The sequence below is a fragment of the Enterobacter sp. MGH 38 genome, from assembly GCF_000492855.1.
In the GTDB taxonomy this organism is placed as follows: domain Bacteria; phylum Pseudomonadota; class Gammaproteobacteria; order Enterobacterales; family Enterobacteriaceae; genus Enterobacter; species Enterobacter hormaechei_C.
On sequence record NZ_KI535607.1, the window covers coordinates 522923 to 534997 of the forward strand.

General features: G+C 55.7%; 10 protein-coding genes and 1 tRNA gene. 6 read left to right on the forward strand and 5 right to left on the reverse strand.

From position 1 onward, the window contains the following. Positions 1 to 85: 85 nt before the first annotated feature. Positions 86 to 1930 carry an RNA polymerase sigma factor RpoD gene (rpoD, locus tag L384_RS18405; RefSeq protein WP_006812010.1) on the forward strand — a complete coding sequence of 615 codons (1845 nt, stop codon included), beginning with the start codon at positions 86 to 88 and terminating at the stop codon, positions 1928 to 1930. 101 nt (positions 1931 to 2031) lie between these two features. Here the strand turns inward: rpoD and mug are convergent, their stop codons facing one another. Then, positions 2032 to 2538: a G/U mismatch-specific DNA glycosylase gene (gene mug / locus L384_RS18400; RefSeq protein ID WP_003862577.1), complete on the reverse strand. Its 507-nt coding sequence runs from the start codon at positions 2536 to 2538 to the stop codon at positions 2032 to 2034. A 124-nt stretch (positions 2539 to 2662) separates the two neighbouring features. On the opposite strand from mug, the gene L384_RS18395 reads away from it, so the two are divergent. Both L384_RS18395 and L384_RS18390 read left to right on the forward strand, forming a co-directional pair. Next, a tRNA-Ile gene (locus L384_RS18395) sits at positions 2663 to 2738 on the forward strand. A 218-nt stretch (positions 2739 to 2956) separates the two neighbouring features. Beyond that, on the forward strand, positions 2957 to 4126 hold the full coding sequence (locus L384_RS18390; RefSeq protein WP_003862593.1) for a coiled-coil domain-containing protein: 1170 nt from the start codon (positions 2957 to 2959) through the stop codon (positions 4124 to 4126). Here L384_RS18390 and L384_RS18385 read toward each other — a convergent pair whose 3' ends face one another. Further along, positions 4127 to 4891, reverse strand: a complete 765-nt coding sequence (locus L384_RS18385) for a siderophore-interacting protein (protein WP_023323763.1) — start codon at positions 4889 to 4891, stop codon at positions 4127 to 4129. It lies immediately after the preceding gene. 145 nt (positions 4892 to 5036) lie between these two features. Between L384_RS18385 and L384_RS18380 the strand changes: the two genes are divergently transcribed. Next, positions 5037 to 5531, forward strand: coding sequence for a PadR family transcriptional regulator (locus tag L384_RS18380; RefSeq protein ID WP_022651881.1), 495 nt, complete (start codon positions 5037 to 5039; stop codon positions 5529 to 5531). On the opposite strand, the gene L384_RS18375 is transcribed toward L384_RS18380, so the two are convergent. Both L384_RS18375 and L384_RS18370 read right to left on the reverse strand, forming a co-directional pair. Further along, positions 5528 to 7087, reverse strand: coding sequence for a methyl-accepting chemotaxis protein (locus L384_RS18375; protein WP_022651882.1), 1560 nt, complete (start codon positions 7085 to 7087; stop codon positions 5528 to 5530). The genes L384_RS18380 and L384_RS18375 overlap by 4 nt on opposite strands. A gap of 239 nt (positions 7088 to 7326) precedes the next feature. Beyond that, positions 7327 to 8847 carry a methyl-accepting chemotaxis protein gene (locus L384_RS18370; RefSeq protein WP_023323764.1) on the reverse strand — a complete coding sequence of 507 codons (1521 nt, stop codon included), beginning with the start codon at positions 8845 to 8847 and terminating at the stop codon, positions 7327 to 7329. A 422-nt stretch (positions 8848 to 9269) separates the two neighbouring features. Here L384_RS18370 and ygjG point away from each other — a divergent pair, with 422 nt between their 5' ends. After that, a complete protein-coding gene (gene ygjG / locus L384_RS18365) occupies positions 9270 to 10649 on the forward strand; it encodes a putrescine aminotransferase (RefSeq protein WP_022651884.1) in 1380 nt (459 codons plus the stop codon). 85 nt (positions 10650 to 10734) lie between these two features. Here ygjG and L384_RS18360 read toward each other — a convergent pair whose 3' ends face one another. Continuing rightward, on the reverse strand, positions 10735 to 11337 hold the full coding sequence (locus L384_RS18360) for a helix-turn-helix domain-containing protein (protein ID WP_023314879.1): 603 nt from the start codon (positions 11335 to 11337) through the stop codon (positions 10735 to 10737). 42 nt (positions 11338 to 11379) lie between these two features. Between L384_RS18360 and L384_RS18355 the strand changes: the two genes are divergently transcribed. Then, positions 11380 to 12069: a B3/B4 domain-containing protein gene (locus L384_RS18355; RefSeq protein ID WP_023323765.1), complete on the forward strand. Its 690-nt coding sequence runs from the start codon at positions 11380 to 11382 to the stop codon at positions 12067 to 12069. Positions 12070 to 12075 lie beyond the last annotated feature (6 nt).

Here is a 12075-nt window from a genome sequence, read left to right on the forward strand (position 1 = left end):
GCAAAAATATAAGTACGCCCTCGCTTTAAAGGTTGGCAGCCCATCGCCGACACCAATCAAACGAATTAAGTGTGGATACCGTCTTATGGAGCAAAACCCGCAGTCACAGCTGAAACTTCTTGTCCAACGCGGTAAGGAGCAAGGCTATCTGACCTATGCCGAGGTCAATGACCATCTGCCGGAAGATATCGTCGATTCAGATCAGATCGAAGATATCATCCAAATGATCAATGACATGGGCATTCAGGTGATGGAAGAAGCACCGGATGCCGATGATCTGTTGCTGGCTGAAACCTCCAACAACACTGACGAAGATGCGGAAGAAGCTGCTGCACAGGTACTGTCCAGCGTGGAATCTGAAATCGGGCGTACCACTGACCCGGTCCGCATGTACATGCGCGAAATGGGTACCGTTGAACTGTTGACCCGCGAAGGCGAAATTGACATCGCAAAACGCATCGAAGACGGGATCAACCAGGTTCAGTGCTCTGTTGCCGAATACCCGGAAGCGATCACCTATCTGCTGGAGCAGTACGATCGCGTTGAAGCAGAAGAAGCGCGTCTGTCCGATCTGATCACTGGCTTTGTCGACCCGAACGCTGAAGAAGATATGGCGCCAACCGCCACTCACGTCGGTTCTGAGCTGTCTCAGGAAGAGATGGATGACGACGAAGACGAAGATGAAGAAGAAGACGACGACAGCAGCGATGACGACAACAGCATCGACCCTGAACTGGCGCGTGAGAAATTTGCCGAGCTGCGTACCCAGTACGAAGTGACGCGTGACACCATCAAAGCGAAAGGCCGCAGCCATGCCGCCGCTCAGGAAGAGATCCTGAAGCTGTCTGAAGTGTTCAAACAGTTCCGCCTGGTGCCAAAACAGTTCGACTACCTGGTGAACAGCATGCGCGTGATGATGGATCGCGTACGTACCCAGGAACGTATCATCATGAAGCTGTGCGTTGAACAGTGCAAAATGCCGAAGAAGAACTTCATCACCCTCTTCACCGGCAACGAAACCAGCGAAACCTGGTTCAACGCCGCTATCGCGATGAACAAGCCGTGGTCTGAAAAGCTGCACGATGTGAAAGAAGACGTACAGCGCGGCCTGCAAAAACTGCATCAGATTGAAGAAGAGACCGGCCTGACCATCGAGCAGGTGAAAGACATCAACCGTCGTATGTCCATCGGTGAAGCGAAAGCCCGCCGTGCGAAGAAAGAGATGGTTGAAGCGAACTTACGTCTGGTTATCTCTATCGCCAAGAAATACACCAACCGTGGCCTGCAATTCCTGGATCTGATTCAGGAAGGCAACATCGGTCTGATGAAAGCGGTAGATAAGTTTGAATACCGTCGTGGTTACAAGTTCTCCACCTATGCTACCTGGTGGATCCGTCAGGCGATCACCCGCTCTATCGCAGACCAGGCGCGCACCATCCGTATTCCGGTGCATATGATTGAGACCATCAACAAACTCAACCGTATCTCTCGCCAGATGTTGCAGGAGATGGGCCGCGAGCCGACGCCGGAAGAGCTGGCTGAACGCATGCTGATGCCGGAAGACAAGATCCGTAAAGTGCTGAAAATCGCTAAAGAGCCAATCTCCATGGAAACGCCAATCGGTGATGATGAAGATTCGCATCTGGGTGATTTCATCGAGGATACCACCCTCGAGCTGCCGCTGGACTCTGCCACCACCGAGAGCCTGCGTGCCGCTACGCACGACGTGCTGGCTGGCCTGACCGCCCGTGAAGCCAAAGTGCTGCGTATGCGTTTCGGTATCGACATGAACACCGACCACACGCTGGAAGAAGTGGGTAAACAGTTTGACGTGACCCGCGAACGTATCCGTCAGATCGAAGCGAAGGCGCTGCGTAAACTGCGCCATCCGAGCCGCTCTGAAGTGCTGCGTAGCTTCCTGGACGATTAATCGGTCCTGAAATGAAAAAGCTCCCAATCGGGAGCTTTTTTTTGTTTATTCCCTCTCCCTGTGGGAGAGGGTCAGGGTGAGGGCATCAGGCCGCAGAGGAGCTAAAGCCCCCTCACCACAAGCGCCTCATCAAGTTCCCGATACGCCTCCACCAGCTTGTCCAGCGTCGCCCTGTTCAGCCCGCTGGGGTTCGGCAACACCCAAACCTGCGTTACGCCAATGGTAATGTCCTGCTTACCCCACTTCACACCGCGCTGGCTGAACGCCTGCTCGTAGGCCTGCTTGCCGAGGATCGCCAGCGCCGCGGGCTGATAGTCTTCAATTTTCGCGATCAGCTCACGCCCGCCAGCGCGCAGCTCATGCAGATTCACTTCGCTCGCCTGCACCGTGGGTCGCTCGACCAGCATGGTGATGCCACAGCGCGTATCCAGCAGCTGCTGCTCTTCTTCCGGCTTAAGCTGTTTGTCGGTAAATCCGGCCTGGTGGATCACCTTCCAGAAGCGATTTCCCGGATGAGCAAAGTGAAAACCGGTGTGCGCCGATGACTTGCCCGGATTAATACCGCAGAACACCACCCGCAGGCCAGGGGCCAGAATATCGTTGATCATCTCTACTCCTGTCTATGCATCTTAAGATAAGTATAAAGGATTGATTATGCGTTGTTTATAAAAACAGCAGGCAGGTGTGAATGGCTGGATTGCTGAGGGGAGTTACTTTATAATTCACCGCCACGGCCCCTTAGCTCAGTGGTTAGAGCAGGCGACTCATAATCGCTTGGTCGCTGGTTCAAGTCCAGCAGGGGCCACCAAATTTTAGCTTTAGAATCATCCAGTTAAGCCACTCGATTGAGTGGCTTTTTTGTAAGTAATCCACCACACGTAGCCCGGCCTGCCGCTTCCCCTCACAAACCCTAAAAACTAAAGAAATCCCCCATCGCGCCGATCATCATCCGTGTGTATTATTTCCTGTAGCTTTTACAACAACTAACCTTAACTCAAATACTTAAGCGCCAGAGCGAAAGGCATCATGAGCACACCGATCAAACGGCTAGAAATCATTAAAAATGCCATTGAGCTGGAAGATGACGACATCATCCGGAGCCAGTTGAAACGTCTCAAAGAGGAAGCCTTTGACGATGAACTCCTGTCCATCGTCGCGGCGCTTGAGCAGAAAAACTACACCGCAGCCCTTCGCGCTATCACCACCTGGCTGCAAAGCCAGCGCGCCGTTACCCCGTGGCGTGACCCGCAACTGGCGGCCAGCAAGCTGGAGCTAAAAGCCCTGGAAGAGCGTCTGCGCGATCTGATTGATCGTCGTAACGCCCGGGTACAGCAGCTTGACGAATTCAACGATCTCTATTTCTCCCGCCTCGGGCCGTTGATGCAGCAGATCCTCGCCCTGCGTAAAACGCTGGCGGAGCTTAACCTGCGTCGTCAGCAGGCGGAGACGCGTCGCCGGGAAGAGGATTACCGCCGCTGCCAGAGCTATATGGCGCAGGCCGTAGAGGTTCTGACAACGCTCACCCGGCGCTGGCGAGATCTGCCTGCGGATTCCGTTCAGGCGGCAGAGGCGCGTAAGCATCTTCAGCAGCAAAGTAATCTGATTGCCAACCTGCTGGCCGAAGCGATGGAGCTGGAGACCGGTTTAACGCGTGAAGAAGAGCCAGCACGTCAGGCGCGCGATGAGGCCAACGAAGAGTACAAGAAGTATCGCGAACAGCATCATGATGCCGAAGTGCGCCTGCGTAAAGGCAAGGATCTCTCTGAAGAGGATCGGAACGAGCTGAAGCGGCTCTGGCGTCAGGCGAGCAAGTTATGCCACCCGGATCTGGTTGCCGATGATTTAAAAGAAGAAGCCAACAGGATGATGGTGCAACTCAACCAGGCCAAACAGCGCGGCGACGTGAAGGCCATTCGCTTGCTGGTCGCCCGTCTGCAACAAGGGTTTGAACCGATGATGGCGAGCGACAGGCTGAACGACCTGGAACGTATTCGTAAAAAGATGGCGCAGGTGCGTGAGCAAATCGACACCCTGGTGAACGAGCTGGCAGAGCTGGAGAAAGAAGAGTCCTGGCTGCTCGTCTCGTCGCTCAGCAATATGGAAGCCTACTTTGCCCAGCAGGAGAAAGCGCTGAAAGAGGTATGCGCCTCGCTCGAACATCAGGTGAGCGAAGCGCAGCTGGATCCCGCTGCCTGATTATTTGGCGTGCCAGTACGCGCTGGCACGCACCAGCTGTGGGTCAATTGCGTCGGTTTCAAACTGACGGCTCAGGCGTTTCACCCCCTTCCCCTCCCCGGTCAGCCAGATAAAGTAATCCTCTTCCGGCACGGCCAGCGCTGCAAGATGGTCGGCTACCGCCTGCTCGTTGTGGCCAATAACCCAGGTGATGTTGAACCCGCTTAGGTGCGCCAGATAGTCCTGGTACGTCGCATCGCCCACGGTGACGATGGCGTGGATCGCCGGGCGAACAGGCAGTTTTGCGATGCTTTCTAAACGGCGACGCAGCGCGGGCATGCCCGACTCGTCGCACACGTACAGCTGCCAGGCGTAATCTTCCGGCACCACCAGCGAACCGCGCGGACCACCGATGGTCAGCTTGTCGCCCACCTTCGCCTCTACCGCCCAGTTGCTGGCAATGCCACCATCATGAACGAAGAAATCGAGCGCCAGCTCATGTTTTTCGTCATCGTACAGCGGGGTATAGTCACGCGCCTGCGGACGCACGCCGTCGCCCCAGTCGATGCCTTCATCAGTCACCACAGGCGGCACGAAAGTGGTGCCCGGTGCCGGGAAAAAGACTTTGGTATGGTCGTCAAAGCCGCGAGAGCTAAAGCCCTCCAGCGCCTCGCCGCCTAGCACAATGCGCTGAAATCCTGCACTGACTCGCTCAGTGCGCATCACGTTCAGCTCACGAAAACGCAGGTCATTGCGGACACGTTGAGGGTAACGGGTAGATGCCATGTTGATGCCCTTCTCAGGTGAATACGATATATCGGAATGAATTTTTAATGATAATGATTGCTATTAACTCAGAAATCAAGATTTTTTAGATTGCATCTGAATATATCTTAGATATAGTTTAGATATATCAAATTGAGGAAGAAACATGCGACACGAACACGACGGCGGCGGACGCCGGCCACGATTTTTTGGTCATGGCGATCTGCGGCTGGTGATCCTGGATATCCTGACCCGCAACGCGAGCCATGGTTATGAGCTGATCAAAGAGATCGAGAACCTGACGCAGGGACATTACACGCCAAGCCCTGGCGTGATCTATCCGACTCTGGATTACTTGCAGGATCAGTCGCTTATCATCATTACCGAAGAAGAGAACGGCCGTAAGCGGATTGCGATTAACGCCGCCGGAGAACAGTGGCTGGAAGATAACCGGGAACAGCTGGAGCAGATCCAGACGCGTATCAAGGCGCGCTCCGTCGGTTTCCAGCTGCGCAAAAACCCGCAGATGAAGCGGGCGCTGGATAACTTCAAAGCGGTTCTGGATCTGAAGGTTAATCAGGGAGAGCTCAGCGACGCGCAGTTAAAACAGATTATCGGCGTGATTGACCGCGCGGCACTGGAGATCTCCCAGCTGGATTAAGCCAGCACGCCGTCGCTCACGCGGAACACGCGGACCAGCTCTTTCAGGTGCATCGCCTGTTCGTTAAGGGATGCCGCCGCCGCAACGGACTCCTCCACCAGCGCGGAGTTCTGCTGGGTGGTGGCGTCTATCAGGCCAATCGCGCTGTTGATCTGCGAGATGCCTTCCGTCTGTTCGTGGCTGGCCTGGCGAATCTCACGCAGGATAACGTCCATCTCCTCTACGTTGCCGACCATGCCGTTGATAAGCCCGCTGGCCTTCTCCACAAGGTTCATGCCGTCCTGCGTCTGGCTTGTGGAGCTTTCAATCAGCTGGCGGATCTCACTTGCGGATGTTGCACTTTTCTGCGCGAGCTGACGTACCTCACCCGCCACCACCGCAAAGCCGCGACCATGCTCACCCGCGCGCGCCGCTTCGACCGCCGCGTTCAGCGCCAGAATATTAGTCTGGAAGGCAATGGCGTCGATCAGGTCGATAATGTCGGACATCCTGTTCGATGTTTCGTTGATCAGGCGCATCTTGCTGGTGACCTGCTTCATCATCTCGCCGTTGTTTTTGACCACGGCAGCCGCATCGGCAGACAGGTTCGTCGCTTCTCCGGTGTGGGACGCGGTATTCTTCACCGTGGCGGTAATCTGCTCCATCGACGCAGCCGTCTGTTCAACGGAACTGGCCTGCTCTTCCGTGCGGGCAGCCAGATCCTGGTTGCCCGCGACAATCTGCGCGGCGGCGCTGGAGATGTTTTCCGATCCGGTTTGCACCTGCTGCACAATCTCCAGCAGGCGCGTTTTCATCTCCATCAGTGCGGTGAGTAGCAGTCCGGTTTCATCTTTACCGTGCGAGGTAATGCTGCCGGTGAGATCGCCATCGGCAATGGCCTCCGCAAAATTCACCGCGTCGTTCAGCGGGCGGGTAATGGATCGCACAATGAACCAGCCAGTCAGGCTGGCTGCCGCGACGCTAAAAAGCGTAATCAGGATCAGCAGGAGACGATTGGTGCGGAAATCACCTTCCACCTGCTCGCCCGCACTCTGCATTTCATGGTCCTGGATCGCAATCAACGCCTGCACTTTCGCTTTATAGGACTGTTGCAGGTTCAGGGTGTTGGTCATCATTTCGTTTATCGCGCCCGCACGGTCGTTATTCTGCACGGCCTGCAAAATGCGGTAGCGCGAGTCAAGATATTGCTGGCGCACGCCGTGGATATCGGCCAGCACCTGTTGGGATTTTTTATCCTTGAGAGCGTTGTCCAGCTCGCTCAGGATTGCGGCGATGCGCTCGCTGATCGCCTTCAGACGCTGCTCTGATTGCGCCGTGTACGTCCCCTGTTCGTCCAGCAGCATGAGCTGCTGCGTGCTGATAAATTCCTGGAAGTTGTCGATTAACTGGTTCGCTTTTACCGTCGTTGGATAATCGCTGGTAAGGATGGTTTGCATTCCATTGTTTGCCCGATTCAGGCTCATCAGAGACAAGCTTGCGCTGACGACCATCAGGACAATAAATAATCCAAACGCCAGAAATAATTTCGTGCCGATCTTTACGTCATGTATGAACATATTTACCCCATCGATGTGATTATTTCTCAGACGATCGCTGTTATCGACAGAAAAATCTCTAACTTTATGACTTTGATCGTTTTTTTATTTATCACTTTCAATAAATCCGGGGCGTAGCAATTAAAAATCGGGTGCTTTTTTTAGTTAATTAATATTTCATTAACAACATAACGTATTCTGAAAAACAAAAAAGCCGTTTACCCCGGAGGAATAAACGGCTTTATCGAAGCATGCATTTCTTAATGCAGCACGGTAACCGCATCTTCAAGACGTCCGGCCCGGTGCTTAACCATCGCGGAAATCTGTGCGCTCTCTTCGACCAGGTCCGCATTTTTCTGCGTAATGCTGTCCAGCTCCGCCACGGCACGCGTCAGCTCGGTCAATCCCGTGGCCTGCTCGGCGGTGGAATGGCTGATCTGCGCGATAAGCTGCGTGACATTTTTCACCTGCTCGACAATATCATCCATCGTACGACCCGCAGCGTGTACTTGGCTGGCGCCGGACTGCACTTTGCTGGCGCTGGCGTCGATCAGCTTGCGAATATCGTTCGCCGCATTCGCGCTGCGGCTGGCAAGATGGCGCACTTCGCCTGCCACCACCGCAAAGCCTTTCCCCTGCTCGCCCGCGCGGGCCGCCTCGACCGCGGCGTTCAGTGCCAGAATATTGGTCTGGAAGGCGATATCGTTGATAAGCGACGTAATAGAGCCAATGCGCTGGGTACTGTCGGCAATGTCATCCATGGTTTTCACCACGGTCTGCATCACGGTGCCTCCCTGCGTGGCCGCGCTGCTGGCGGCCATCGACAGCTTGTCTACTTCGGCTGCGGTCTCAGAGTTGCTCTGCACCGATGACGCCATCTGGTTCATTGTGGCCACGGTCTGCTGCACGTTCGCCACGGTCTGGCGCGTGCGGTCGTTGAGATCTTCATTGCCCTGCGCCAGCCTGTCGCTACCGTCACGCACGCTCACGACCTGGCTGGACACGTCGTTGATCAGCCAGCGGCACATCAGCCCCAGCTGTCCGACGGCCCGCAGCGTCAGGCCCAGCTCGTCGCTGCGGTTGAGATGCTGAACGCTGTTACGCTCTCCGGTGGCGACCTTCAGCGCCTGGCGCGCCACGTTTTCAACCGGGCGGACGATTTGCTGTTCAAACACCAGGGTGCCAAGCAGCATCACCGCAGCCGCCGCTGCAAGCGACGTCCAGCCCGCAGCACTGGCAACCTGCGTTGCGGCCATCACCGCAAAAAGTACCGCCATTACGCCACGCACGCGCCAGCGCAGCGGCATCGCCGGTAATTTACCGAGCCAGCCTTTGCGCACCACCAGCCCTTTATGAATGCGCTTTTTGCAGCGCCCCTCGTTGAGCGCCTTATAAAGCGGCTCCACTGCGGCGACCTCGTCCTCGGTGGCGCGGGTACGAATGGACATATAGCCCGTCATCTGGCCGTTACGCACCATCGGTACCGCATTGGCGCGTACCCAATAGTGATCGCCATTTTTACGTCGGTTTTTGACAATCCCGCTCCAGGGTTCGCCCTTTTGCAGCGTGTACCACATGTCGGCAAAAGCCGCTTTCGGCATATCCGGATGGCGCACAATGTTGTGCGGTTGCCCGAGCAGCTCCTGGAGCGTAAAGCCGCTCACTTGCACAAAGGTGTCGTTAGTGTGGGTCATGTAGCTGTGGAGGTCGGTGGTCGACATAAGCGTGGTGTCATCGTCCAGCGGATATTCATTCTGGGTGACATAGTCAGGAGAGGACATAGTGAGCATCCCTTGCAGGTTATTTGAATGTTAATTTTGTGGCTTATGTTTTTTCGGCGATAAAAAATTTATCTTTAGTTGTTAAATATGATTGAGATCGCAAATCTCGGTTAAACCGCACTTTTCGTACGTTTTTCTAATTAATTGATTTAAAATACTTTCGAGACGAAACTACCTACAAAGCATGATCCCCCGGCGCACACTTAAGGCGCATTTCCTGCCCTGGGGTAGTGCAATTGACGACACCCCATCCCCGGCTCGTTATCCCTTATCCCGTGCGGCGCGCAATGGCATGATTAAATATTGTGCAAATTTGATTTCGCCTGGCGTTTATCCCGATTTTTGTTAAGGCATCTGAGGTGGCGTAATCCCTGCAATAATTAACTCAGTATCATGTGATACGCGATCCCCGGGAGCATATTTTGAACAGGTTACCTTCCAGCGCCTCGGCTCTTGCCTGTACCGCGCACGCACTGAATCTCATTGAAAAGCGAACGCTTGATCATGAGGAGATGAAACAACTTAACCGTGAGGTCATTGATTACTTTAAAGAGCATGTGAATCCTGGTTTTCTGGAGTATCGCAAATCTGTTACCGCCGGCGGGGATTACGGAGCCGTAGAGTGGCAAGCGGGCAGTCTGAATACGCTTGTCGACACCCAGGGACAGGAGTTTATCGATTGCCTGGGTGGTTTTGGTATTTTCAACGTGGGGCACCGTAATCCAGTTGTGGTTTCCGCCGTACAGAATCAACTTGCGAAACAACCTCTCCATAGCCAGGAACTGCTCGATCCGCTTCGCGCCATGCTCGCGAAAACGCTGGCAGCCTTAACGCCCGGCAAACTGAAATACAGCTTCTTCAGCAACAGCGGCACCGAATCGGTCGAAGCGGCGATTAAACTCGCCAAAGCGTACCAGTCGCCACGCGGGAAATTTACCTTTATCGCCACCAGCGGCGCGTTCCACGGGAAATCCCTGGGCGCGCTGTCGGCGACCGCTAAATCCACTTTCCGTAAACCGTTTATGCCGCTGCTGCCGGGCTTCCGCCACGTACCGTTCGGCGACATCAACGCCATGCGCACCATGCTCGGCGAATGCCGTAAAACCGGCGACGACGTGGCGGCGGTGATCCTGGAGCCGATTCAGGGTGAAGGCGGCGTGATCCTCCCGCCGCAGGGCTATCTGCCCGCCGTGCGTCAGCTGTGCGATGAGTTTGGCGCGCTGCTGATCCTCGACGAAGTGCAGACCGGGATGGGGCGCACCGGCAAGATGTTCGCCTGTGAGCATGAGAACGTTCAGCCGGATATTCTGTGCCTGGCAAAAGCGCTCGGCGGCGGCGTGATGCCGATTGGCGCAACGGTCGCCACTGAAGAGGTGTTCTCGGTGCTGTTCGACAATCCATTCCTGCATACCACCACCTTTGGCGGTAACCCGCTGGCCTGCGCGGCCGCGCTGGCGACCATCAACGTGCTGCTGGAGCAAAACCTGCCTGCGCAGGCGGAGCAGAAAGGCGACATGCTGCTGGACGGCTTCCGCCAGCTGGGCCGGGAATACCCGGATCTGGTACAGGATGCGCGCGGGAAAGGGATGCTGATGGCGATTGAGTTCGTTGATAACGAAACCGGTTATAGCTTCGCAAGCGAGATGTTCCGCCAGCGGGTACTGGTGGCGGGAACGCTTAACAACTCGAAAACCATCCGCATTGAACCACCGTTGACGCTCACCATTGAGCAGTGTGAGCAGGTGCTGAAGGCGGCGCGTAAGGCGCTGGCGGCGCTGCGGGTGAGTGTGGAAGAGGCGTAAAAAAAGCCGGGTGGCGCTACGCTTTCCCGGCCTACAACATACTGCATATGCAAGCCCGGTAAGCGTAGCGCCACCGGGCTGCTTTTTATCGGTGAAACTCTGCCACCGTCATGGTGAAGCGAAGCACGGTATCGCTTTCATTGGCATAGCCGTGCGCCGCTTCCGTTTTCGCCACCGCCGACGCCCCGGCAGCTACCTGCGTTACCGTCTCGTCCACCGTCAGGGTTAACATGCCTTCGTTCACGTGCAGCAGCTCAAACGTTCCCGCCGGATGTCCCGGAGAGGTGAACGTTTCTCCCGGATGCATCTCCCACTGCCACAGCTCAATCATATCCGGGCCTGCGGTGCCTGCCAGCAATCTGGCGTAACCGCCCTGTGCGCCCTGCCACAGAACCGGGATCGCCTCTTCCTGAATAATGTGTATCTGCGGCTCGCTGGAGACGTTAACGATATCTGCCACCGAGACGCCAAGCGCGGCGGCCAGTTTACACAGAATGGCAATGCTGGGGTTGGCAGCCCCTTTTTCGATCTCTACCAGCATGCCTTTGCTGACGCTGGCGCGGCGAGAAAGCTCGTCCAGCGACAGTTTTTTCTCTTTCCGCCAGCTGCGGATACGGTTCGCGACGGCCAGGCTTACCTGGGCAACATCGGCACCCGCATCGGTCATTATATTGACTTTATCAGTCATTGGTCACTACCATGGTATAAAACAGTCAATACAGGATTATTTATGTCTCTTGTAACACCGTCAATAGATTCGCGACTTGTCGGGATCGCGCCCGGCTTTCGGGCGCTGAGCATTCTGGTTGAAGCTGCCCCGATTACCCAACCGGAGGTTGCGCCCGCTGCGCTGGCGCAGGCCTGCCAGCAGATGCTCAATGATGATGTGCCCTGGGCAGAAAATCATCTCGCCGCCTGGGATGAGGTGTTTAAAGCCTTTGGTGCAAAACCCAAACGTACGCCCTGCTCGGCCTCGGCCCTGCGCAAGCGCGTGATGAGAGACGGTTCGCTGCCGCAGCTCGACCCGGTGGTGGATATCTATAATGCCATCAGTATCCGCTACGCTATTCCGGTAGGGGGAGAAAATCTGGCGGCTTACTCGGGAGCGCCGCGCCTGACGCTGGCCGACGGCAGCGAGCCGTTTGATACCGTCAAAGAGGGTGAGCCGGTAGTCGAAAATCCGGAGCCAGGCGAAGTTATCTGGCGTGACGATCTTGGCATCACCTGCCGCCGCTGGAACTGGCGACAGGGGATACGCACGCGTCTGGACAGCCAGGCGCAGTCCATGTGGTTTATTCTCGAAAGCCTGCCGTCGATGCCGCTGGCGGCATTACAGGAAGCTGGCGATGAGCTGGTGAGCAATCTGCAAAAGCTGATGCCGGGCGCGACGGCGCGTATTCAGTTGCTGGAGCTGGCGTGAACAACG